This is a genomic window from Solirubrobacter soli DSM 22325 (assembly GCF_000423665.1).
Classification (GTDB): domain Bacteria; phylum Actinomycetota; class Thermoleophilia; order Solirubrobacterales; family Solirubrobacteraceae; genus Solirubrobacter; species Solirubrobacter soli.
Genome location: NZ_AUIK01000001.1, coordinates 371,771 through 395,915, shown reverse-complemented (window position 1 = coordinate 395,915; position 24,145 = coordinate 371,771). Strand labels below are relative to the sequence as shown.

At 63.5% G+C, this 24,145-nt stretch carries 16 protein-coding genes; 8 read left to right on the top strand and 8 right to left on the bottom strand.

Annotated features, from left to right (window positions below; all coding sequences use genetic code 11):
• Nucleotides 1–238: 238 nt before the first annotated feature.
• The 8 genes from dpdE to dpdD all read left to right on the top strand — a co-directional run bounded on the left by dpdE (nt 239) and on the right by dpdD (nt 17,727).
• Complete coding sequence (gene dpdE, locus G569_RS0101935) at nt 239–3,463, top strand: protein DpdE (protein ID WP_169542046.1); 3,225 nt, start codon at nt 239–241, stop codon at nt 3,461–3,463.
• Nucleotides 3,424–6,021 (top strand): protein DpdF, encoded by a 2,598-nt coding sequence (gene dpdF, locus G569_RS57040; RefSeq protein WP_084284042.1) that lies wholly within the window; start codon nt 3,424–3,426, stop codon nt 6,019–6,021. Before dpdE ends, dpdF begins: the two co-directional genes overlap by 40 nt.
• The gene (gene dpdG, locus G569_RS62180; RefSeq protein ID WP_157591759.1) at nt 6,021–6,893 is read left to right on the top strand and encodes a protein DpdG; all 873 of its coding nucleotides are present in this window, start codon (nt 6,021–6,023) and stop codon (nt 6,891–6,893) included. Before dpdF ends, dpdG begins: the two co-directional genes overlap by 1 nt.
• Nucleotides 6,893–9,928, top strand: a complete 3,036-nt coding sequence (gene dpdH / locus G569_RS0101915; RefSeq protein WP_157591758.1) for a protein DpdH — start codon at nt 6,893–6,895, stop codon at nt 9,926–9,928. The genes dpdG and dpdH overlap by 1 nt, the downstream gene beginning before the upstream one ends.
• A gap of 113 nt (nt 9,929–10,041) precedes the next feature.
• Nucleotides 10,042–10,644 (top strand): hypothetical protein, encoded by a 603-nt coding sequence (locus tag G569_RS0101910; RefSeq protein ID WP_037494192.1) that lies wholly within the window; start codon nt 10,042–10,044, stop codon nt 10,642–10,644.
• Nucleotides 10,641–15,008 (top strand): protein DpdJ, encoded by a 4,368-nt coding sequence (gene dpdJ, locus G569_RS60755; RefSeq protein WP_084284039.1) that lies wholly within the window; start codon nt 10,641–10,643, stop codon nt 15,006–15,008. Before G569_RS0101910 ends, dpdJ begins: the two co-directional genes overlap by 4 nt.
• Nucleotides 15,005–15,541, top strand: coding sequence for a phospholipase D-like domain-containing protein DpdK (gene dpdK, locus G569_RS62175; protein ID WP_157591757.1), 537 nt, complete (start codon nt 15,005–15,007; stop codon nt 15,539–15,541). Before dpdJ ends, dpdK begins: the two co-directional genes overlap by 4 nt.
• On the top strand, nt 15,538–17,727 hold the full coding sequence (gene dpdD, locus G569_RS0101890; RefSeq protein ID WP_306764985.1) for a protein DpdD: 2,190 nt from the start codon (nt 15,538–15,540) through the stop codon (nt 17,725–17,727). The genes dpdK and dpdD overlap by 4 nt, the downstream gene beginning before the upstream one ends.
• Nucleotides 17,728–18,036: 309 nt before the next feature.
• Here dpdD and dbpB read toward each other — a convergent pair whose 3' ends face one another.
• From dbpB to G569_RS66280, 8 genes are read right to left on the bottom strand one after another with little or no spacing between them, the layout of a single operon-like run.
• The gene (dbpB, locus tag G569_RS44825) at nt 18,037–19,188 is read right to left on the bottom strand and encodes a DGQHR domain-containing protein DpdB (protein WP_211232883.1); all 1,152 of its coding nucleotides are present in this window, start codon (nt 19,186–19,188) and stop codon (nt 18,037–18,039) included.
• On the bottom strand, nt 19,188–20,447 hold the full coding sequence (gene dpdA, locus G569_RS0101875) for a tRNA-guanine transglycosylase DpdA (RefSeq protein WP_028062152.1): 1,260 nt from the start codon (nt 20,445–20,447) through the stop codon (nt 19,188–19,190). The genes dbpB and dpdA overlap by 1 nt, the downstream gene beginning before the upstream one ends.
• A gap of 4 nt (nt 20,448–20,451) precedes the next feature.
• Nucleotides 20,452–21,099: a DUF6884 domain-containing protein gene (locus G569_RS62170; protein ID WP_157591755.1), complete on the bottom strand. Its 648-nt coding sequence runs from the start codon at nt 21,097–21,099 to the stop codon at nt 20,452–20,454.
• Nucleotides 21,096–21,893, bottom strand: coding sequence for a GTP cyclohydrolase FolE2 (gene folE2, locus G569_RS0101865; protein ID WP_028062151.1), 798 nt, complete (start codon nt 21,891–21,893; stop codon nt 21,096–21,098). The genes G569_RS62170 and folE2 overlap by 4 nt, the downstream gene beginning before the upstream one ends.
• A complete protein-coding gene (queD, locus tag G569_RS0101860) occupies nt 21,890–22,324 on the bottom strand; it encodes a 6-carboxytetrahydropterin synthase QueD (RefSeq protein WP_084284037.1) in 435 nt (144 codons plus the stop codon). The genes folE2 and queD overlap by 4 nt, the downstream gene beginning before the upstream one ends.
• On the bottom strand, nt 22,321–23,082 hold the full coding sequence (gene queE, locus G569_RS0101855) for a 7-carboxy-7-deazaguanine synthase QueE (RefSeq protein ID WP_053225704.1): 762 nt from the start codon (nt 23,080–23,082) through the stop codon (nt 22,321–22,323). The genes queD and queE overlap by 4 nt, the downstream gene beginning before the upstream one ends.
• Nucleotides 23,079–23,783 carry a 7-cyano-7-deazaguanine synthase QueC gene (gene queC, locus G569_RS0101850; protein ID WP_028062148.1) on the bottom strand — a complete coding sequence of 235 codons (705 nt, stop codon included), beginning with the start codon at nt 23,781–23,783 and terminating at the stop codon, nt 23,079–23,081. The genes queE and queC overlap by 4 nt, the downstream gene beginning before the upstream one ends.
• Nucleotides 23,776–23,991, bottom strand: coding sequence for a helix-turn-helix domain-containing protein (locus tag G569_RS66280; protein WP_371683446.1), 216 nt, complete (start codon nt 23,989–23,991; stop codon nt 23,776–23,778). The genes queC and G569_RS66280 overlap by 8 nt, the downstream gene beginning before the upstream one ends.
• Between the last annotated feature and the right edge of the window lie 154 nt (nt 23,992–24,145).

Genomic DNA, 24,145 nt, shown 5'->3' with positions numbered 1-24,145 from the left:
CCAGGGAGGAGTCGTTCTGGTTGACCACTACGCGCGAGACACCGAGCGAACCAGTGTCTTGCACGCCTCCGGGTGCAAGTGGTTGGGGGCCGTGGGCCAGTACGTCAGCCTGCGCTACGCGTCAGACGAACGCGACGCCGTCCGGTGGTTGCGGCGCAACCGCGGCGACGAGGGCGACTTTTGGAAGCGGTGCCGCGCGTGCGGAGGGCGTGCGCAAGGTACAGACGCTAGTGCTGCAATGCCGCGATACGACGCGAAACAGGATGTCGTATTTCATACGCCGGCCTCCCATGTGGGGCGCATCAAAGAAACCGTGGGCCAGTCCTACGACGTGGAGGTCTTCCGCGGACCAGGGAATGACGTCGAAGTTGTGCGGATCCCGTCGAAGACGGCGAGCTCTCACGCGCTTGTTCGCGGCGACATCGTGTGGTGGGAGGACGTCGGAGAAGGCTGGTCGCGCGGCGCGGTAAATAGCGCGTCGGATTCGCACGTCACGGTCGGACCCGGCCGCGCGATCCGACGCGTCGAGAAAGACGCCGTGCGGGTGCGTGACTTTGGTCCCGTGCGAGATCCGCTTGCGCTGTTGTCGGCCGGGTTCGCCGGTGACCGCGACGCGACCGAGAAGCGGCGGGCATTCCTAGCCGGCTACTACAAGCTGAAAGCCGCGCAGCGCGGTTTGTCGGGCGTGCTCTCGGCGCCGGTGTCTTTGTTCCCGCACCAGCTCGACGTTGTGCGCCGAGTACTGGACGACCCTGTGCAGCGCTACCTGCTTGCCGACGAGGTCGGCCTCGGCAAGACGATCGAGGCGGGGCTTCTCATTCGCCAGCGATTGATTGACGCTCCGCGTTCGACGGTTGTCGTCTTGGTTCCATCGCAACTGGTTCCTCAATGGCAAGATGAACTCGAGGATCGACTCGGGCTCCATTGGTTCCGACAAGGTGGGATCGAGGTCGCCGCCCACGAGGACGACCGGTCCTGGAAGCGTTTGCAGGTCCCGGACCTCGTCGTGATCGACGAGGCCCACAGGATCGCTGCCGGCTGGGGTTCTCGGGTCAAAGAGGAAGCCGAGCGGTACGCGCTTGCCCAGAAGTTGACCGACGAAGCAGCACGGGTGTTGCTCCTCAGCGCTACGCCGGTTTTGAATCGCGAGAGGGATCTGCTCGCGATGCTCCACCTTCTCGATCCCGACACGTTTCGTCTCGACGACTTTGAAGCTTTCGAAGCGAAGGTTCGCCGGCGTGAAGAAATCGGGCGACTTTTCCTTTCGATCGGTCCAGATACACCACCGTTTCTCCTCGATGGAGCGCTCAGCGACATCCGAGAGAACTTCCCTGAGGATCGGGAATTGGGTGCCTTGATTTCAGTGATCGATGTCGGTGCGGAGAATGGATCCCGCGAACTCGGCCTTGCCGAGGTCCGTGGGCACCTGACGGACTCGTATCGCATTCATGCGCGCCTCATCCGCAACCGACGGGCTGGCATCGCTGGAAAGCTGTACGACGTTCGGGGCCGATCTCTCGCGCCGGCAGTCTTTGAGGCGGACCCGAGGCGCCCTCAAGTCGAACGATGGCTTGAGAACTTGCGGGCGGCTCTCGTGAGTGCGGCAAATGACCGCGGCGAGGAATGGATCAGCATCTACGCCGAGGCGTTCTGGTGCTTCGTGCAGGCGTCGACCGGCGATTTGCAGTGCCTCCGTCACGCAGCGCTCTATAAGACGACTCTTCGGCGCCAGCATCTCGCGCGGTCAGGCATCGATCTCGCGGCCCGCGGCGCCTTGAAAGCGGTCGAAACGACACCGGAGATCCGAGAGGCTTTGGACGAAGTGATCCGACTTCTCGAGCCCGAACGCGACTTCGAGGGCAATCCCGACGAGGCCGCCGAGATTCGCGTACTCGCTCGCGCAGTTGCCAGCGCGTGTGACGGGCCGACAGTCGTTTTTACTTCCGCGGCGTCGACCGCCCAACTCCTGTGCGACGAGCTGATGGTCTTGTCCCCTGGAGGCGTCGAAGCGCTCACTGCTGATCTGAACCGAGACGAACGCCGGGGGGTGCTGACTGCCTTCCGGGACGGCATCATCGCGACGCTCGTGTGCGATGCCTCAGCGGAGGAGGGACTGAATCTGCAGAATGCCACTACGGTCGTCCACGCGGACCTCCCACGAGCGACGAGTCGCGTGGAGCAGCGCATCGGGCGCGCGGATCGGCACGGCGGCGTTGCGGGGCCTGTTCAGTGTCGAGTGTTCATGTGGTCGAACGAAGGATTCGCGGAAGCGTGGCTGGCGCTCCTGAGCGACGTGTTTGGCGTCTTTCGGGCTTCGACGTCCTCGACGATGTTTGCGATCGAGGCCGTGGAGATGGAGCAACGCAGGGCGTGGTTCCTCGATGGTCTTCCGAATGGCGGGGCTGAAGACGCCGTAGGTGCGTTGCGCCTTAAGGTCGAGGAGGAACAGCGCCGGATCGACCGACTCGACGAGTTCGATCTGCTGGCCCAGACGGACCTTCGCAGTGACGACTTCATCGATCGAGTCATCGACGCTGAGACGTCACATGCGACCTCTCTGCTGGACGCCTCGTGCGAGCTAAGCGAGGTGGTGGGGCCGGCGCTCGACCTGAAGCTCGGACTCGGCGACGGGATCACGGTCGGTGTGACCGTCGGCCGGACCACGAGCGCTACGGCAGACTTCCGCGCTCTTTGTAGGCCAGGCGGAGGGACGTGGACTTCGTCACGTGTGCGTGCGGTTGATGGGCAGGACGCGGCGCTGATGTTGCCGGGGGACCCGATCGTGGAACTGCTGCGAGAGCAGGCCGACTGGGACGAGTCTTGCCAACTTTTTGTTGCGCGTATGAGAGGCACAACCGCGACCGCAGCGGTGCGCGCGGATTTTGTGGTCGCCGCGGATCCGACCGATGCTCTCGACGCGTGGCAGCATGCCGAACGCGAACGCCCGAATCGCGGAGAGGTCCGGACCGATGCCGACGCGGCTCTTGCCGTTGCGGCATTGCAGCGCCGCGTCGACGCGTTCCTGCCGCCTCAAGCCCTAACGCTGTGGTTCGACGAGAACGCGGAAGTGATCACAGACCGAGAATGGATCGAGGTACTGGAGAGACAACTCGCCGATCCAGAAGCGACCAGCGAGTGGACGTCTGAGAGCACTCGCGACCTCGGCGCTCTCCTGGGCGCAACGACCGCGAATGAGTACTTCGCCACGGTTCGGAGACGTGCGCCGAATGTCGCCGTGGAGCGGAGCCACGCCAGCGGCGACATCGAGTCCGCGACGGCGCAGGCAAGGATTGCCTGGGGCGAACGAGTCGCACGTCTGCGGCTGCGACATCGTCGCGGCGAGGAAGCGGCGGGTCGTGCGGCAGACGTGGCAGCACGGGTCGACGATGCCCTACTCGCCGCTCTGCGAGCGCCGGTTGCGAGATGGAGCAGCGTGGCGCTACTCATAGTCGAAGACGACTGATGCCCGGGTTGAACCCAGGCGATCTCGCCTCAGTCCGTAACGCGCTGGCAAGATGGCCTGAAGATTCGCCCTTGCCAGCGACTCTCTCTGCGAGTGCTCGGCGGCTCCTGCTGGCGATGCGGGCGGCTGCCGGCGATACGGCTTCCGTGGGCGCCGCGGACCTCGCCGTTCTATTGAGACACGTCGCTCGGGCGGAGACCGAGATGACACAGACCCTGTTCAACCTGGCCACTCCGATTGCCCAGCCTTGGCCGACCGCCGCTGAATGGAGGCTGTTCGGATTTGACGTCGTGGGTACTGACGCAGAGCGCCTACGTGTGCAGGCGAACCCCTGGCGTCCCGACTGGCTTGACGGCCAACAGGATCCTGCCGCGGCTGCATTCCGCGGTAGCAATGAGCACACGCATCGCGAGTCGGAGAATCTACGAGCTGACGGGTTCTTCAGAGAAGCCACTGGAAGGCGCAGCTACCGTTCACTCGGGCAGCGGGCTGCGATCCGGTGGGCTGCATCTGCCGTCCCCGGAGCAACTCTTGTCGCGAACTTACCCACGGGGTCCGGCAAGAGCACGGTCGGCTACATGCAGGCGTTGACGAAGGCTCGAGGCACCACGGTCTTCGTAATTCCAACTACCTCACTCGCCCTCGACCAGTCCCGTGCGTTTGCGGACTTGGTTGCGAACCGGACTGACGCGCGAGCGTTTCCTCTCGAGCTCGCTTATCACGCAGAGTTGACTGACGAGGCCAAGCGCGACATCCGTTCCGGCGTAGCCGACGGTTCCCAGGGCATCGTGTTCGTGAGCCCTGAGGCAGTCGCATCAGGCTTGAGTTCTGCGCTGTATCTCGCGGCGGAGCGAGGACTCTTGAATGCGTTCGTCGTCGACGAGGCTCACGTCGTGGCTCAGTGGGGCGCGGAATTCCGCCCGGCGTTTCAGGCCATAGCAGGGTTGCGGGAGGACTTGCTCGCGGTGTGCCGAGCCAATGGTCGGCAGCCGTTTCAGACCGTTCTCCTGAGCGCCACGATCACGCAGGACAGTCTCGACGTCCTCGGTGTGCTTTTCGGGAACCCAGGACCGACCACCGTCGTCTCCTCGGCCGCGCTCCGACACGAGCCCAGCTACTGGGTCAGCCTGGTCGGCGACTCTGACCAGCGGCGGCGACGCGTCATTGACGCGCTGCGGCACCTACCTCGTCCAGCGATCGTATATACGACCAAGGTCGTTGATGCCCGTGAGCTTCAGCGGGACCTGTTCGAACTCGGCTGGCGGCGGTCCCACGTCGTCACGGGCCGGAGTTCCGCCGCCGAGCGACGGGCGGCGATCGATCGGTTGCGGGACCAATCGTTGGACCTAGTCATCGCCACGTCCGCGTTCGGACTCGGCGTGGATCAACCCGATGTGAGGTCGGTAGTGCACGCGTGCGTGCCCGAGACACTCGACCGCTGGTATCAAGAAGTTGGTCGCGGCGGGCGTGATGGCGAGCCTTCCGTCGCAATGATGATCGCTTCGAACACCGACCTGCAGGTTGCCCGAGAACTCTCGCGGCGCAAGATCATTTCGATCGACCGCGGACGCGAACGATGGGATGCGATGCTCGCCGAGCGAACTCCTCTTCCGGAGGGTCGCATGCGAATACCCCTCACCGCCATGCCGTCAGACCTCGAGATCGACTCCGACAGGAATCGCGCGTGGAACCTCCGCACGTTGCTGCTGCTCCACCGCGCCGGCGTGTTATCGCTCGAGTCTCAGGCACCACCACGACGACAGTCCGGTGAAGACGAGGATACCTGGGCCGCGCGTGCAGACAGTGCCTTCGAAGAGCACACAGCGAGCGCTGTGGTCCACCTTCGTCGATCAACTGACGACAACGAATTGTGGGCGTCCGCGGTCGTCTCGGTTCGGGATCGGGCTCACTCGGAAGACGAGGCGGCGCACGCGGCCATGCGGGGCGCCCTACAGCGACACGCGCGAATCTGCGCCTTGCTTCGGTCGACGTACGTCATCGACCGGCCAATTCCGTCGATGGACATCGAGTTGCCGATTGTCGTGGCGCAGTCATGCGGTGGCTGTCCTGGATGCCGCCGGCTTGGCTGCGCCCCGCGCCAACTTGAGTACCCGACGCCTCGCTGTACGATCGGCGGGGACCATCACGGATGGCGCGCGAGTTGGCTCTCGTCCATGACCGTCCGCGAACCCCTCGTGCTCCTCGCGGACCCGAGAGATGACGCCACCGTTAGGCAAGCGATTCGGACGCTGGCGGCGCGAGGACTGTGGGTGCTCGACTCCGGGCACATGAAGGGAGAGTTCGTCGACCTCCATCGTCTGGCGCCCCACGGTGTGGTGTTCGATGAACCAGATTGGTTGCCGTGGAACGCGCCTAGTCTCCCGACCGCGGTGGTGCGTCTTCGGAATGACCCCGAGCCATACCTGCTCGACGCAATCGGGCCTCCTCGCGTCATCATTGTCGACCAATCGGCGATCGATCCGCGGCACGGTCGCGAACTTGTCGAGCGCTACCACTCCAACGTCGCTCGTATCGAGCACTTCCTTCAGCAGACCTGATGGCGTTCAACCAAACCGGTCGTCTTCCCGCTGCCGCCGAAGCGATTCATCAGACCTTGCTCGGAGCGCCGGGAAAGCGATTGAAGGCTGAGTCCTTGATCAGTCGACTACGACCGGGGCTTCCCGCCACGCGCGAAACCCCGGTCGTGACAACACTGAACGAGCTAAGGGCTGTCGGAGCCGTCGTCGAAAGAGACGAGGCACTGACGATCCGCGACGATGTTCCTGGTGGTCTTGAGCCAGGCGGGATGCGGCGTGTTGTTCTTCAATCCATCATCGAAGATGCGAGCAGCCGTGATTTCTGGGAGGACGAGGAAGGCGAAGTCGGCTTGCTGGGCGGAATCGACGTGGCTCGGTCGCTCACGTGGTTCTTGACCCTGTCGGTGAAGGACGCACCGTGGTCGTGGGACGGACCGCACGCGATTGGTCAGAAGCAGTCGGACGAACTCCCAATCAAGGTCATCCGGAACCCCACTCGATGGAATCAGTTTCTGCGCTGGGCGCCGTACTTGGGATTCGCCTTCCCGTTCGGCGCGAATGCGCTTATCCCCGACCCGTCCATCGCGGTACGTCCCGTCATGGCGGAACTTCTTCGCGGCAAAGGTCCGCAATCAGTTGAGGCCGTCGTGCGGGCCCTCGGCGAACGCCTACCAATGCTCGACACTGGAAGCTGGCGCGCACAATTGGCCGAACGCCATCTCGCGAACTCAGACGGCGACATCTCTTCATCGTTGAGTTTCGCCTTGATCCGGCTTCGACGCGAGGGACTAATCGCCCTCGACGAGGGATTGGGGGACGCGGGAAAGGTCACCTTCGCCGACGAGGCCGGGGCATATCATGCGATTCGTTGGGTCGGAGGAGTGATTCGCTGATGTCGACGGAACGGATTCAACGCACGTCGGTCACGGAACCATTTCGCGGATACCGCTGCTGGGACTCGATCTCCGTCCAGGCAGTGCTGGATCGTGAGGCGGCTTCGGCTTCACCGGAAGTCCTGCTTGCGACGCATGTACCGCCCCCAATTCGCCGCGTCCGTCCGCGACTCGGAGGTTTTGTCGACCAAGGGATGGTGGATCAGTCTGAACTGCTCGATGTTGTTCAGAATCCACCCGATGAGAGCTTGATCGTCCCGATCATCGGCGCGTCAGGCTCCGGAAAATCGCATCTGGTTCTGTGGTTGCGCGAGATGCTCCGTCGTCAGAACGATCCCGACCGACGGATAATTTACGTTCCCAAGAGTGACACAAGTCTTTCAGGCGTGATCGAGTTGCTGCTCGAAGGGCGAGTCGGCGGACGTTTCGACGAACTTCGTGAATCAGTGCACAGGGCGTCTGAGTCAATGGACGATCGTGAACGCGCGATCCGACTCAGGAACGAACTCGCCCTCGCGCTCGGCCAGTCACCGCCCACTGACGCAGTTCGTGACTGGGTGGCCAAGGAGATGCCCGCGCTTCTGCATGACGCGGGCTATCTGGATAAAGTGGTCGGCGACGGAGGCGCGTTCAACCGCATCGTCGTCGAGGCTGTACAGGGCGGGACCGACGCTCAAGCCGAGTTTCTTCCGGACGATGTCCGTCCAGATCTGTCGCTGACTGAGGTCGACGCCTTGGGAGAACAAGCGAAGCGTTTCTGGCGACAACTTCAGAATCCACAGGTGATTGACGCGGCGGTCGCGCTCTTGAATCACCATAGGGACAAGGCGCTCAGCAAGGTATTCGGCGTCGCGCCGATGGAACTCGTGCGCGTGATGCGCGACCTTCGTCAGTTGCTGCTCGAAGAGAATCCAAGACAACGTTTGCTTCTTATGATCGAGGATTTCACGCTTCTGCAGGGCATCCAGTTCGACCTCCTTGAGGCGATGATCGAGATTCCCCGAGGAGTCGGTCGCGCAGATATCGCTCCTATGACGACGGTCATGGCTGTCACTGACGGGTTCTTCGCGCAGGTCTTGACGTCAAGTGACACTCTGCGGACGCGCATCGCGGCGCAGGGGCACATCTACAGCCTCGATGCCATCGCGGGAGACAGCGACGGGACGAGAGCGGCGTTTGACCCCTCGAGAGTTCGACAGTTTGTTGGCGGGTACCTCAACGCCGTACGCGTGACGAAGGCGGATCTCGAATCTGCCCACCCGCTGATTCCCAACGCGTGCGAGGTCTGCGCGCATCGCGAGACGTGTCACGACGCATTCGGCACGGATGACGACGGCCGGGGCCTCTATCCGTTCAATGCGATCGCTGTGGACCGGGCGATGAGAAGTCGCGGGCGTGAATTCAACGCTCGAGACGCACTGGCCGTTCTCAACCTAACGCTGGGCGCTCACGGCCAGGACATCGCTGACGGCCGCTTCCCGTCCGAGCAGTGGGAACGCGAGTTTCCGGTGTCGGGTCAGCAGGGAACCCTCCCAACGCTATCCCTTGACGTCGATCGCCGAGCTCGTGCAACGCAGAAAGGGGAACAACGGGCTCGCCTCTTGACGTTCTGGGGTGGCGTTCCGGAAACGCTCGGAAACCTGGCGCCGGGAATTCACGAGGCATTTGGCGTTCCACCGATTGACGGCGCCGTCGAAGTTGAGCCAGAAGTTGAGATCCCGACGGGGGCGGAAACGACTTCTAGGGCGACGAAGTTCGCTCGTGACGACATCGGAGACGCAGTACGTCGGTGGCGTGATGGCACGTCGAGTATGGGAGAGACTCACGCCCTCGTCGTGAGGCGATTCGTCGGTGAGGCGATTCTCGGGTGCCTGGATCCGGAGGCGCGGTTGCTGTCTAAGGCCGTCGTCGACAGCGCGTTTCGACCTGACACGGATGTCGCAATTGAGCGTGCCGGACACGGCGGGTCCTCGCGTCCAACGGGACGGTTTCGAGCCGAGATCAATGCCGATGAGGATGGGGTCTTCCTCGTCGAAGGCATCCTCCGGGCCCACGACCCTCGCGCGCCGGCAGGCGAGAGACTCAAGCGTTCTCGATGGTCATACCCAGGCGCTACTGACCATCTCGCTGCGTTGACCCATTTCGCGAGCACTCAGGCGGCCTTGCTCGCTCGCCATCTTCAGCAGCGATCACTACTCGAGAGGCCGCAGCGTGAACACGCCCTTCAAGCGCTTTACCTCAGCGGTCTGGTGCTCGGACTGGGAGACGCTCGCACTGCGGACGGTCGACTCACAGCGATCTTCTCGACCAAGGAAGGCACCCGAACGCATGGCCCGGAGGAATGGCAGGTCCTGGTCACGCGCCTTGAGGAACGGCGCGCGTCTTTGCGCAGCACCGTGACATCGTACAGCCAAGTTCGTCAGGGGGACCGAGGGGGCGAACTTGGATTGTCGACGAATGACGTAATCAAGTTGCTTCAGCAGACGAACTCCACGACGGGCTTGCCCGAGTCCGATGGCGATCCGGCATACCGTGACGTTCGTCTCCTGCTCGAAAGCCGACTGTCGCCTGCGCTGGACACTGCGCATGACCAACTTTTCGCGTGGCATGCCGTCGTCCGTCCCGCGTTAGGTGATCCGGGCGCGTGGCCAACCACGGCGCGAGCGCTCGCCCAGGCCGATGCGGATCTTCGGGCCGACTCCTACCCGATGAACCTTGGTCGTGTGGTCGAAGAGATGCCCGCGCCGCGCGATGTCACAGCCGCGCTCGACAACATCGGGTCGCTCCTAGCGTCGTGGAGTGCGATGGACTCCATTGAACGGGCGCGTCGCGTGGGAACTGTCCCGTGGGCGCGACTCGCCCCGATCCGGACTTACGCTGAGCGGTTCGCGACCGAATTGAGTCGCGCCCGTGAGCGGGCGCTTGCAGCGGTCAGCGACGAACCGGCGTCGTTGACCCCGCTCGACGAACTCGAGGGATCACTGGAACGATTGGAGCAGCGCCTCGCAGACCTCGTTAGGAACGTGCAGCGGTGACCGCGGCGGGGAGCCCATCTGAGCTTCTCGTACTTGCTCAAGCGGCTCGCTCGGCCATCGAGCGAGCTGGCATCTCGAAGAAGGACGCCGAGCAACAACGAGCATTCGCAGTGATGCGAGACGAGATCGTTGCGCACCCTGAGCGGTTGGAACGTGCGCATCTGTGCCTCGAGACGCCAGAACTCGAGTTGCTCGATGCCGAGCGTGAATCGCTGATCTCGGCGCTTGGAACGGCGTCAGCCGCGGTCGCCAGGTTCCGGTCGGAACTCCTTCGAGCCCCTACGCACGTGCGGGGCAGTTCGACGTGGAAGGCCTGCAAAGAGAGCCTCGTGGCCGTGCAGCGCATCGGCGATGAAGTGCGCGACACCGCGGTAGAGCGTTTGCTGGATCGGCTCCCGCGGCCTAGGTCTGGCGTCACCCGTCTGCTGGCGCCGTTTGACGCGCGTCGCGACGAATACAGTCGACTCGAGGTGCAGTACAAGACAGCCAGGGAGTCAGTCACCTCGTCGGAGTCGCTACTGGCTTTGATTCGGATCTGCGATCGACTGGGAGTCCTCGAAGAGGAAATCAAGCGGAGCGCCGTCCCGGAGGAGCATCGACGACAGTGGGAAGACCTGCTCGCCGGACGCTTGACGCTCGATGGCCTCGACCCGGACTTCCACACCTGGCTGAAGCGCGAGGGGCATCACGCCCGAATAGGCCTGACGTACCGATGACCGACCTCGCACTTGAGTTCCTTGGCGTGTTGGAGGGCATCGAGGCGCGGCTCCTGTGTTGGGGATACGTGGACGTCGGACATCAGCGTGCCGAGCTGCTGTCGCGCGCTGACTCGTGGGCTCTCGAACACGATCGTTCCGGCACAGCTACAGGCGAGTCTCTGATTGCAGACCTCGAGCGCCGCGGGCTCGTGCTCGCCGTTGACACCGGAACCCATACGACGTACCGAACGAGAATGGCCGAGGCCGTCCGGTTGGCATCTCGTCTCAGACAGATGTTTCCCCAGCACGCGCATGGCTCGGCTTGGCTTTCGGCTCCCACGCTCGTCGCCGACTATCGGCTGGCGATTCGACCGCGCAGGTACCCGCGCCGGGACGTTCTCGTCGACGATGTCCTGGAAAGCCTGAGCGACGCTGGCATCGATTCGCCGTGGTTGGCAGGCGCGGAACGCCTCCTGTCGGATCGCGGCGAGGGCTTTCGACTTTCCAGGTTTCAGGCTGAGAGCGCTCGCGCGGTTTTCGAAGGACTTCGCGCGTCCTCAGCAGCGGGCACGATCGTTGGAGCAGGTACCGGTGCCGGCAAGACGCTTGCATTCTATCTTCCGGCGCTAAGCATGCTGTCCGCGAGTCGCGGGGGTACCAGGGTGCTCGCGGTCTATCCGCGCATCGAGTTGCTCCGCGATCAGTTGGCGTCGACGTTCGCCGAGGCGCGACGGCTCGATTCCTCCAAGCGCAAGATCCGTGTCGGCACGCTCTACGGCGCAACCCCTCCGACAGGCCGATGGCTTCGCGAATCGTGGCGGACCACGTCGGGAGGCCGGGTCTGCCCTTACATGCGCTGTCCGGCGTGTGATGAGGGCGATCTCCTGTGGAAAGATGAGGATCGGACCAATGAGCGCGAGGTGCTGCACTGCCGGCGGTGCCGCCACGTCGTCGACGACGAGTTGGCTCTGACTCGCCGGTCGCTGGATAGTCGCCCGGTCGACATTCTTTTCACGACGACCGAGATGCTCAACAGAGCTCTTGGCGACGGCTTCTTACGACGCCTGGTTGGAGTGGGGCCGCGAGCCGAACCGGTGCAACTCATGCTCCTGGACGAAGTGCACACCTACGAAGGCAGTGCTGGTGCGCATGTAGCTCACGTGCTCCGCCGCTGGCGACGCGCTCGTGGCCGTCCGGTGCATTTCGTTGGGCTCTCGGCAACCCTTCGCGATCCGGCCGGGTTCTTCGCGGCTCTTACAGGACTGCACGAGACGCAGATCACGAGCATCGAGCCGCGATCTGAAGACGTCGTGTCCGAAGGACAGGAGTACCTGCTCGCGTTGCGGGCGGACCCAACCTCCGGGACCAGTGTGTTGTCGACCTCTATCCAGACCTCCATGCTGTTTCAGCGGGTACTTGATCCGATTGATCGGAGCGTTAGCGAGGGCGCGTTCGGCCAAAGGCTGTTCGCGTTCACCGACGACCTCGATGTCGTCAACCGACTCTATTTCGACCTCCTTGACGCCGAGGGACTCGACTCGTACGGGCGCCCGCAGGAACGCTTGCCGCTCGCATTCCTGCGAAAACCACACGACGACTTGGCGAACCGGCGTGCTGCCGGGCAAAGCTGGGAATCGCTCGCCACGCTCGGTCATCGACTCGAGGGCGATTTTCGCGTCGGCGTGGGGCGGACGACGTCGCAGGATGCCGGGGTTGATCGCAATGCGTCGGTGATTGCAGCGACTGCTTCCCTGGAAGTCGGCTTTGACGACGATCGCGTGGGTGGAGTGCTCCAGCACAAGTCTCCCCGCGGTGCGGCAGCGTTCCTCCAGAGGAGAGGCCGCGCCGGACGCACGCGAGAGATGCGGCCTTGGACCATCGTCACGCTTGCGGATGGGGGGAGAGATCGCATCGCCTACCAGCGGTACGAGGAATTATTCGACCCCACACTCGGGGCGCGGAATCTCCCCGTGAATAGCCCAACCATCGTGCGCATGCAGGCTGTATTCGCGCTGATCGACTGGCTGACGGAGAAGGCCGGGACGCGCGAGAACACTTGGTCGGTTCTTCAGCGACCCACCCCTCCAGACGCTCGCGATGCCGTCAGACGCCACAGAGATGGCGTGCTCCAGTGGCTTCATCGAATTCTCGACGACAACCGCGTGCGGGACCAGTTGAGAACATGTATTGAACGCTCACTCGGCCTGGATGCCGCCACGGTTGATGCGATCCTTTGGGACCCTCCGCGACCTCTGTTGACGTCGGTGATCCCCACTGCCGTTCGAAGACTCGAGAGCGATTGGACAACGCTGGAACCACCGGGAACCGAGGTGGTCGCCGACGGCCCCCTCCCCGAGTTCGTAGTTAGCCGTCTATTCGGCGACCTTCAGTTGCCTGAAGTCACGATCATCTCTCCGGGCCAGAACCGCGGCGACGATGAGCAGCGCACCGACCTTCCGATCGTCTTGAGCTTGACGGCATATGCTCCAGGGCGGGTCTCGCATCGTCTGACCGTCGGCAATAGGTTCGCGCGCCATTGGGTCGCTCCGCCCGAGCTCGAGAGTGGGGTCGGTTTCCTCGACCTATCGACGTTTTGTGAGTCGTATGAGCGACTCGAGGATGCGATTGGTGGCGGAGCGGCAACTCGAGTTATCCGTCCGACCGGATTGCGTGTGGTTCAGCCACCGCAGAACACCTTGAGCAGTAGTCACGGCCGCCTTATCTGGAGATCAGAGATCCGTTCAAGTACGAGCGGTCGCCGCGGAGATGTCTCGCTGTGTGATCGAATTCCGGGCGCCGGAGATCTGTGTTGGCATCTACACGCCGACCGGCGCCCGGTGACGGTTCGCCGATGGGCGGCATCGGCGGAGGTCGATCTACGCGTGGGAACTGCAAGCCGTCGTGGCCGAATTGAGTTCCGTGACGGCGGCGTGCCGGCCGCGCTCGGGTTTGACGCGACAGTCGACGCGCTATCGATCGATGTGAGCCCTCCGGAACGCTTCGTGAATCTCCGCGACGAATTCGTTCGGAGTCTCAGATCGGAGCGATTCCGCGCTGCTCTCGAAGACTCTCCGGAACTGGACCTCCATCTTGGACGGTTCGATCGAGAGCGACTGGCTGCCGCGGTCCAAGCTTCGCTGACCCAGAAGGCCGTAGCGCACAAGCTCGACCTCAGGACGGCATTCGAGATGGTCGGTGACGAGATCCTGGACGAGGTCGGACGAATCCTGGACAGTGCCCCGGAGGATGCGGAGACGGGCAAACACACTCGGAAGCGAATTTCGGATGCGCTCAAGGACGCTGGTGTTCGCGACGTGGTGACCAACGCGATCGCGGTATTCGGTGAGCGGCCTGACGACTGGCAGCCATGGTTGGCGGCTCGTTGGACGGCCACGGTGGCCGCGCTGCTGCACCGAGCCATCCAAGACCTTTGTCCCGAGTTCGACGCGGAGGAAGTCGTCCCGGAGTTCGAGGCTCGTGGGGACGGCGCGGTGCGCATTTGGCTAGTAGAAACGACCATCGGCGGTAGCGGCCTCCTTCAGGCCGCAGCGGAACGACTCGTGGACGACCCTTCGGCATTCGTCGACTTGACCCTGGCCGGACTCTCCCCAGGAACGCAGGAGTCCGTGGCGTGGGAAATGGGCCGTGTCACGGAGCTTCTCGATCTCGACGCTGACTTCGCCGATGCCATGACGGCCGTTCGCCGCGCTGATGACCACATGTCGCGCGAGAACGCGTTTCAATTGATGCTCGAACTCGCTCGAGAGCGTGGCGTGTTCGTGTGTCACCCCGTTGTCGCTGCCGTCAGTGCCCGCTTCTTGCGGCCTGGTGCGGGCGAGCACACAGATGCCCTGACGGCCCGACTGCTCCGCGAGTGGGACGAGACCGAGGCTGAGCTTGACATCGAACTCGAACTCGCTGCGTTCTCCCGACTGTACGCCGACGACGAAGGTGTCGATCAATTGCTCGGCGGGGTGTATCCGACCGATCGCCTCCGACGGTGGCGTGCTAGCCAGGTGCAGGGCCTACTGTGGCCTCGCGGCGCCGCGGCACGACGGAGCAGCCTTCCGCTCAGCAACCGATTTTCAGACGTTCCGCCAGTCGACGCGGCACTGGTGAACTCCCAACTGCCACCGCAGACAGCTCCCGTCCAGGCGGGGGACGTGAGCGAACTGTTCGACCCAGTCGGCCGGCTCGCATCTGGCGGGGCAGTTGTCCTGCAGGGCGGTGCTGATCAAGCTCGCGAACTCAGGCAAGACCTTTTGCTGGCCACCGCATCTTCGGTGGAGACCGGAGGCTTGCTCGACCACGCTCGCATCCGCACCGTGCGCCGCGTGGGCGACTCGATCGAAGTCGGTCTCAGCCTTGATCTAGCGCGATGACACGGCGGCGGATCTTCAAAGGGGGCGGTAGATCCGAACGTGAAGTCGAAACCGTTCTGCAGAACCTGTTCGTAATTGAGGCTCTTGCTCCGTCGAGCGCCCTGTGGCTCATCTCTCCTTGGGTCACCGACCTCGAAGTGATCGACAATCGCTCATCCTCATTTCGTGGGATCGAGCCGCTGTGGCCGCACCGCCGCCTGAGGCTGACCGAGGTGCTGTCATACCTTGCCCAGCGGGGGACCGAAGTCGTCGTGGCAACCCGCGCAGATGGGCACAACGACGCTTTCCATCGGCGACTCGAAGCGTCATCACTGGCACTTGGTGCCGCCGATCGTGTTCGCATCGTCGTCGATCGCGGCGACGAGCAACACGAAAAGGGTCTGCTGGGCGATGGGTTCTTCCTTAGCGGATCGATGAACTTCACGGTCCGTGGTGTCCGTCTAAATGACGAGCACGTGACGCTGTCGCTGGACGAAGACGATGTCGCAGCAGCCCGAATCAACATCCGAGCGCGCTACGGCGGTCTCCGGTGACATCTCGAGAGTTTCTGGACGCGTTCTTCGGCGAAGGGAATCGCCTCGGGCGGCGAGAGGTCGATAGCCGACCTCGGCTTCGTGCCTTGGTCAACGCGTTCGATGAGGAGTTCCGACGTCCAGCGGTGCTTCCGCGAATGCTTCTCGATTCCAAGCGGGTGATCTGGTACCTGCTGGCGTTTGACGACGATGGGTTCCGTCGCGCAACGGAGGACGTGAAGGGATCGATCGGGCCAACCTACGCGCGTTGGATCGTGCCTCACGATGCCCCTGAAGCGGAAACAGACGCGATCGAGTCCCTCGTCCGTAAGACCACCGACGGTCGGTACGTCCGGTTCTTTACTGAGAACCAGAATGAGTTCGAAGCGCTCTGGACGCCGCTTCAGCGCCTGCTGGCGCTCTGGGCAGAGCGACCCGCGCCGCGAGTGGGGATGCCGCACGGAACGACGGCCATCCTGCGAGAGATCGATCTGAGCTTGGCCGCCGGCGACGGGCATCTCGCTCTCGAGTTGCTTCAGGATCTTCGCCAGCGCGGGTCGATCAGCGTTGAAAACGTCCGGTTTATCGAGGTCCTCGCGCTGGGAGCGCAAAGTCGGTGGCGCGAACTGGCCGCACACCCGGACTTTGACGACCTCTGTCGGATTCGCCGACCCTGGCGAGTAACTGAGGCCCTTGCCGCGGCGGCACAGCATGTTTACTTCGACCCGTTTCAAGTTGCCGGAGATGTCCCTGGGGCCATCAGCGAATATGTTCGCCGTCGCGACGTGTTGGATGACCTCGCCCGCGTGCGCGGGCCGCTGCGTTCTCCAGCCTTTCTAAAGCTCCACGCGCTCCACGCTCTCGTGGTCGGGCAAAACGGTGCCCAAGTACTCGCGATGTCAGAGTGGCTCGAGAGCGCCGAGGACAAGCTTTGGGTCGACGCGCTCGCGAGACAGTACGCGAGTCAAACCGAAACGGTTCGGGAATCGCCGCTGTCGGCGTTTGAGCAGGGGTCGTATGACATCGCGCTGGCCGAAGCCGTCGAATCGCCGAACAGCCACGACCTCGCGGACGTGATTCTCCTTGCTGCTTACGAGTTGGGAACGCTCGAGGCGGCAACTCGCGCGATCGCGTACTGGCGCCGGTTGGACGAACGGGCCCGCCACCTCGCATGTCAGCGCCGCGTCGTGCGCGACGCTCTCGACGCCCTCGAGTCGCTCGTCGGGGCGGCGACTGATCCTCCGCCACCTCGAACGTGGCGAGATTGGTTTGCCCGACTCGCCGGCGACCCCCAATGGTCGACGGCAGAGGCCGTTGCTGAATGTGGTGAGCTCGAGTTCGACGCCCGCGATGCTGCCGACACTAAGGCGTTCGACGAGACCATCGCGCTCATCGCAGAACTCGCCGACAGTTCGGCCAGCGGCGTGTTGCTGGCAGGGCTTCCGGCGTTCCTGTCGTGGCTTGATCGCAGTGATGCCCCTGCTTCTAGCGTCGCACGCGTGCACATGGCGATGCTCGAGTCGCTCGCGCTGATGCCGGGATGGGAAGCGGCAGGGCTAGAACTCACCGGGGACCTTGTCTCGCGGGTGCTCGCGGCAGGACCAACAGCAACGGCGTACGGACAGATGCTCGACGCTCTCGACATGATCTGGGCACGGATGGCATCGCGCCGCCACGCCTCGTGGTTTGCGGACACGATGGAAATGCTCGAGTTTCACCCAGGCGACCGGACGCGGCTTCTCGGCACGTTTGTTACGGGTGTCGGTCCGCTGGGTGTGCGCGCGCTACCAGACGAGGTCCGTGAAGGCCTGCAGATCACGAGCGACGCACTGCACTCGGACATCGAGTTCGACGCCATAGAGGCGGTCGAAGATCATGAAACCGCTGTCGTTGGGCAAGGGCGCGTCGTTGGCATCTATTCGTTGAGTCCACAGGTTGCAGCGCGTGCTCGCGACCGACTGACGCGACGGCACCCCGGCTTGAATGTGGTCCACCGGGAGGACAAGGTCGCCTCGGAGGGTCTGGTCAGCATGGTTCGTTCCGTCGACCTTCTCGTGGTTGCGATCGGGAGCGCCAAGCATTCTGCCACTGACGCCATTGACGCTCATCGGCCTCCAGAGCGGCCAATGATTCGTCATGCGTTCAAGGGGAGCACGAGGATCGTCGAGGCTGTCGAAAGAGAGATCGCCGCGGGCTCTCTCGCCTAAGTATCTCTCGACACGCGTCGAGGCACCCAGCCGAGCCGGTTCCGTTCGACGAGGCCCCGCGCGGCGAGTTCGTCTAAGACACGCGCGACGGTTTCCGCACTGTCATTGAGTGACAGCGCGATCAACGACCCGCGAGATCCGGGCGCGGCCGCGACAGCCATGAGGACTTGGTCGTCGATCGGCGTCGGTGCGATCGGGTCGGCCAGTACCTTGAGCGCTCGCTGAATTCTCGCGCGCTCGACGGCGAGTTGTTCAAGTCGCTCCTCGAGTTCGGCTCGTAGGTAGGCAACGAAGCCTGGGTCCGTCGAGTCAAGCCGCGGCGGCAATGTTGGTTGAACCGGTCGCCTCCCGCCGGTACGCACGAGCCAAGTAGTCGCTCAGCAACTTGATATCGCGGGGGGTGTTTTGCAGTTCGTTCCACCGGCGCTGATCGTCTGGAGCGAAATCCCAGATTCCGCGCGTCCACCTGCACAGGGGTTCGATCAGCGCGAGTTGCTCCTCGAAGCGACGCGCCGTTGGGACGCCCTCCTCGCGGAGGTTGTACGCGATCTCGTCCATGACCGACCCGAGTGCGACGATTCCCACGCCGTGGACCAGTCGAGACCGGCGCGGCGATTGATCCCAGGCGTCCGGGAAGGCACTCGCGACCGCATGCCAGAAGTTCTTGACGAGCGTCAACATCGCGTCCGTGTCGCCAGTCCCGCTCTCCGGATCGAACCACTGATACAGCGCGCCGTCTTCGATGCTCATCGAGAGCATGCGAAGGACCGAGTTGTCTTTGATCGTTCCTTCGGTCGTCGTGGGTGTCCGGATGCGACGATTGAGCGGCGAGTCGGGGTCGTAATTCAGCCGATCGAGTAGAACGGCCGGGTAGCGCTTCTTCAGCAGCAGGAGGGGGAGATCCCCGATTGGCGTCGCAGGCAGGAGCTCGTGGATAAGACCCTTGGGCAAGGGCTTAGTCGAGTTGACGAGGATGAACTGCGAGCGTTGCTCGGCGACGCTGTCCGTGACGAACGCTGTGACGTAGACCGGGAAATCCTCGATCTCCGCCTCGCGAATCGCGGCAGTGCGCTGCTGACCGTCAACGATCCATCCCGGCTTCTCGGCTTCAGTGGCTCCTTCAATAATCGGAATCACGAGATGCCCGACCCTGGTCTGCGCATCGTCCGAGTCGTCGCTCTCGAATCGAACGCTCGAGTCGAAGGCCACGACAAGCGCATTTGGCAACATCGCGTCCGCCGACTCGAGGTATTTCCGAATCGTGCGGATGTGCGCGACGGACTCTGCGCGCTGATAGCCAGCGAGCTCGTGATTCGCCTCGCGCTTGACACGCGACACCGCAGCGAACGCAGGAAGCGCTTTGCCGTCGACGGCGAAGCTGTACAGCGTACGTCCCTTGGTTTGCTCGATCGCGAGCGCGGGGACTCGAAACTCGGCGCGCGACTTCTTGGATTTGGGCATCATGCTCCCGCCGGGACCAGGGACTCGGGTTGCCCGAGCTGACGCTCGAGTCGTCGCGCGAAGACGGTCAGGTTGTGGAATCCGCGCCGCTTGTTGCGTTCCGTCCCGCGGAAGATGATTACCTCGATCGATTCGCTGCGGCAGACGGCGCACTCGCAGGACTTCCACGGTGCGCTCTCGAGCACTTCGCGGTAGGCGTGCGAGCGATCTCGCTTACCGTCGTGCAATCGCTCGTAGTCGCGCAGGACCTCGACCGCGTCATCGACGGTAGCGCGACCCGCATCGAACGAGCGGAGCGTGTCCAGCGCGCGACGCTCGAGGCGCCGCGCAAGGGCGCCGTCGACCTCGCCGGCCCGAATACGTCGCTGCAGCTTCACGTTTCCTTCGGCTTGCGGCACGCGCAGCGCGAGAAAAGTCCGTTCGTCGGCGTGGTAGTTGTCCCGATCGTCCTTGAACGCCTGACGGAACGGGGACGTACTGTCGAAACTCGTGACTCCGTAAGAGGCGAACTCCGGGATGCTTTCGGTTCTCGTGATCCCGAGCAGATGGAGTTCGGTCGCCGGATCTCGGATCTCGTCGATGTCGTGCAGCACGGCGAGGATCTCGTGGGTCTTCTGCGCCACCATCCCGCCGAGCGCGATCCGGCCGTAGCCGATCTTCTGCAGTGCCTCGACGGACGCCGCGTACGACTCGGGACTCCATCCCTGCGCAACGCCTACCGGCTGAAATGAGCAGCCACGTTCAGCGTGGCGACGGAGGAAGTCCGCAGCGAGTTGCAACGTCAGTTCCCGGCGCTGAGACCAGTCCTCAGGAACGAAATCCGCGCTTAGCGGCGCGTGCAGTTCGAACCCGAGAATGACGTGGTCGAGGGAAATGCCGGCGTCGAATCCGCAGCCTTCATAGAAATCGATGACATCGTCGACGCTGTACGGGGGCACGTCTTCGCGAACGTAGGTAAACGCGCCGCAGTCGCCCATCGTTTCGATGTGCGCCCGATCCGGGGTGTTAAGTCGAAAGAACTCACGGATCCCGACTCGATAGAGCCGCTGCCGTTGCTGGGCGCTGTATCGGCCGGCGCCGCCATCGACACCGTCGACCATCGCCTTCGAGACAAGCATGCCGGTGTACGGGACAGGATCGAGCACCTCGTGCGCGTATAGGTCGTCGCGCTGCCGAATCCTGAACGGCGAACGCTCTTCAGTGAGGAAGTCGAAACTCGGATCGACCTGGTCTTGGCTGTCGGGGAAATAGAAGCGCACAATGTCATCCCACGGAGAGCGCGAGTTGATCACGTTCAGCCGATGCCAGTTTGGCCAGTGGATCGGACGTCAGTTCAGCCAACGACAGACGCCCTGTGGCGAGCGTCGCTAGAAGTCGACCACCCACCTCTCCCTTGAGCGCCACGTATCCGCACTGGAAGCGTCGTGTGTCCTCGACGTGAATGGGCCAGATCGCAACGTTGGACATGCGCGGCAGTCCCAGGGCCGACCCGGCAGCACAAAACAGGTGCGTGGGGGCGGAAGGAGCGACATCCGCTCCTAGCTCGCACGCTGCGAGATAGTCATCCCCAAGAAGCACGACGTGCAAATCGCAGGGATGGTCTAGCGACGTCCGGATTGCTTGTGGAATTCCGAGCGTGCGAGCGACACTTCTGCGCGCCTCGACGCCCATGCCTTGAAACGTCTGTTCGTAGCTCTCGACGGGGGCGTCGCCGGCGATCACGCCATGCTTCGCGGACACGATCGAGAGATCGATCTGGACGCCTAAGGCACGAGCTCGTTGCACCCCGCGCATCAAGCGCACGTGCTGCTGGCCGCGATAGAGGGTCTCAGCGGGCACCGGAACTCGCGTGTCGACTTTGAGGGCGGTGCACGACGTCACGACGTGGACGCGCCTGACCACTTCGCTCACACGCCGCCTCGGATCGTGGCCACGGCCGAGTGATTGTGGATGCTTTCGTGATTGGTCACTCGGACGACGTAGCCGGCGATTCGTGCGTCGCTGCGAAGCGCTACGGCGACATCTCGGGCGATGTCCTCGACGAAGGCGGGCGTCTCGTACGCCTGCATCGTCACGTGCCGCTCGTCCTGTCGCTTGAGCAGCGCGAAGATCGGGGCTGAGCCAGCCGCCTCCGCAATATCGATCAGGTCTTCGAGCCACAAGTCCGACTCGCCGTCGCTCCGAACCTGTATCTCGACGTAGCCGCGTTGGTTGTGGGCGCCGTAGTCGCTGATCTCCTTGCTGCAAGGGCAAAGACTCGTGATCGGGACCCGGACGCCAAGCGTGAGCGATGTGACAGGTCCGGCTTCGGCGAGAAGTGTGCCGTCGTAGTCGACCGGTGCGGCGAAACCCGTGACCGGAGCTGAGCGGCTGAGGAAGTACGGGAAGCGCATACTGACCCGAGCTCGGGTACTGCCGAGCCGGCTTCGAACATCGTGGACAAGTGCGACGACCGCGGGTCCATCGAGCGGGCCGTTTTGTTCGACGAGCGCCTCGACGAAGCGGCTCATATGCGTGCCCTTCACCTCGGCCGCGAGGTCCACGTCCATCTCGATGGTCCCGATCGTCTGTTGGACGCTGCCGTCTCGGCCAGCGACACGGAGCGGCACCCGCAGATCCGCGATCCCGACCTGGTCGATCGCGACTCCGCGGTCGTCGGTTTGATTCTGGACGTCTTCTAGGTCGAGGGCTGCGAGCGGATTCACGCCTCGCCCCCCACGTAAACGCACCCGGAGGTGCACGTCTCGCGAACGACGATCTTGCTGAGCTCCGGAAGGGCCGGCTGGAGCCGCTCCCAGATCCACTGAGCGAGGTTCTCGCTCGTCGGATTCTCGAGCCCGTCGATCTCGTTGAGGTAGTAGTGATCGAGCCGATCGAGCAATGGTTTGAAGGCTGTCTTGATGTCCGCGAAGTCCATCAGCCACCCCGTTCGGGGATCGACCTCTCCGGAGACATGGATCTCGACGCTGAAGCTGTGTCCGTGTAGCCGTGAGCACTTGTGCTCGGCTGGGACGAACGGCAGGCGATGAGCTGCCTCGAACGTGAACTCCTTGAAGATTTCCGTGCGCGTTCGGACAGGCGATCCGCTCCCGTTTGCGGGGCGGGCCTGATGCAGATCAGCAGTGATCGGGTTCATACGCCTTTCGCTCCTTCCCAAGCGATGACGTGCAGCTGTGGAAGAACCCGAGCGGCTGAGAGTGCGGGCGATTCGGCGACCCGCTCGCACAGCCACCGATAGCGAATGCCTACGGCGTCGCGGAGACCGTCTACTGCCGGCACCGGCGTGCCAGCGGACAGGAACAGCGGGAGATCTGGGTACTCGGCAGCGCGCTCCGTCGCCCAGTCGAGGTCGACGTCGTCGAAGCAGACGATCTTCAGCACCGCGGGCACGTCCTTGCGCGCGATGGCGCGACGCATGAAACGGCTGAACTGATCGAGATGCTTTGGGGATGACATCCCGGAGCTTGGAGGCTTGGGGGAGATCGTGAGACGGTCGACCATGTGAAGCCAATCTCGCCAAAGCGAGCCTTGCGTTTCGACGGACACCCGGTATCCCCTGGCGTGAAGAAGTTCCACGAGACCGTCGAGTTGATGGAGAGCGGGGTTCCCTCCGCTGATCGCGACCCAGTCCGGTCGTCCAGAAAGTTGGTCTACTCGCTCCGCGATACCGTCCGAAGACATCGAGACCGCAGTCGCCCTGACTGTCTCCGGATCGACCGCGTACATCGTGTCGCACCACGAGCAGCGGTAATCGCATCCGCCGAGTCGAACGAAGTGCGTGGGAAGTCCCGCCTCCGCGCCCTCGCCCTGGATCGTCGGGCCGAAGATCTCAATGATCGGAAACGTCTTCTCGCGGACGTGGCCCCGCGGTGTCAGCGTCGTAGGCGCCGTCATGCAGCTTCTCGCTGAGCAACATACGCCGCTGGGTCATCGAGACCGTTCTCAGCGAACCCGCGGAGACGCAGGGAGCAAGCGTCGCACGTTCCGCAGGATGCACCGTCCGGCGCGGGGTCGTAGCAGCTAAGGGTCAGGCTGTAGTCCACCCCGAGTTCGACGCCTCGCTTGATGATTTCGGCCTTGGTGAGGTGTTGGAGGGGGGCATGGATCGTGAGGCCGTGGCCCTCGACGCCGCGCCGTGTCGCCAGGTTTGCCATGCGCTCGAAGGCTTCGATGTATTCGGGCCGGCAATCGGGATATCCGCTGTAATCGAGGGCGTTGACCCCAATGAAGACGTGGTCGGCCGACGACACTTCTGCGTACGCGAGCGCAAACGACAAGAAGATGGTGTTGCGAGCGGGAACGTACGTCACCGGAATGTCTTCGCCCATCTGCTCGTCACTGCGCCCCTTGGGCACCTCGATCTCGGACGTGAGCGCGGAACCGCCGAACGTCCGGAGATCGATATCGGCCACGACATGGCGAGTGACGCCCGCACGCGTCGCGATCGTCTTCGCCGCATCGAGTTCGACGCTGTGACGCTGTCCATAGCTGAACGAGAGGGCGTTCACGACGTAGCCTTCGTCCTGCGCGATCGCGAGGACGGTGGCGGAGTCGAGTCCCCCGCTGAGCAGCACGACTGCGTTCCGATCACTCATCGCCTACGCCTCCCGACGTCTTCCCATCGAATGTTCCGGTGCCAGACGACCCCACGCATCGACGCGACGCGACGAAGTTGCGTACGTCGGCGGGGTCGAACACCGTGCGATTCCCAACCTTGACCCGCGGCAGTTCGCCGCTTCGCGTGAGGCGGTAGACGCCGCTTTCTGAGATCCGGAGGAACTTCGCGACGTCATCAACTGACATCAGCGGTTCCAGCGTCAGATCGTGGCTACGGGCGTCAGGACCAGTCACGAGCAAGCACCGTACGAGGGGGAGCGGACGGATCGGGGGTCGCGTGGAGGGTTCATCCCGCATGGAGCGGAAAACCGGTGCGCGGCACGCCAGTCGGCTGTGCGAG

Excerpts from the sequence above, each read along its gene's own strand:
- dpdF (WP_084284042.1), top strand. The coding sequence starts at position 3,424 with ATGGAGCAGCGTGGCGCTACTCATAGTCGAAGACGACTGATGCCCGGG.
- dpdE (WP_169542046.1), top strand. The coding sequence starts at position 239 with ATGCCGCGATACGACGCGAAACAGGATGTCGTATTTCATACGCCGGCC.
- dbpB (WP_211232883.1), bottom strand. The coding sequence starts at position 19,188 with ATGCCCAAATCCAAGAAGTCGCGCGCCGAGTTTCGAGTCCCCGCGCTC.
- queE (WP_053225704.1), bottom strand. The coding sequence starts at position 23,082 with ATGACGGCGCCTACGACGCTGACACCGCGGGGCCACGTCCGCGAGAAG.
- dpdJ (WP_084284039.1), top strand. The coding sequence starts at position 10,641 with ATGACCGACCTCGCACTTGAGTTCCTTGGCGTGTTGGAGGGCATCGAG.
- queD (WP_084284037.1), bottom strand. The coding sequence starts at position 22,324 with ATGAACCCGATCACTGCTGATCTGCATCAGGCCCGCCCCGCAAACGGG.
- dpdG (WP_157591759.1), top strand. The coding sequence starts at position 6,021 with ATGGCGTTCAACCAAACCGGTCGTCTTCCCGCTGCCGCCGAAGCGATT.
- dpdK (WP_157591757.1), top strand. The coding sequence starts at position 15,005 with ATGACACGGCGGCGGATCTTCAAAGGGGGCGGTAGATCCGAACGTGAA.
- dpdH (WP_157591758.1), top strand. The coding sequence starts at position 6,893 with ATGTCGACGGAACGGATTCAACGCACGTCGGTCACGGAACCATTTCGC.
- queC (WP_028062148.1), bottom strand. The coding sequence starts at position 23,783 with ATGAGTGATCGGAACGCAGTCGTGCTGCTCAGCGGGGGACTCGACTCC.
- G569_RS0101910 (WP_037494192.1), top strand. The coding sequence starts at position 10,042 with ATGCGAGACGAGATCGTTGCGCACCCTGAGCGGTTGGAACGTGCGCAT.
- G569_RS66280 (WP_371683446.1), bottom strand. The coding sequence starts at position 23,991 with ATGTCAGTTGATGACGTCGCGAAGTTCCTCCGGATCTCAGAAAGCGGC.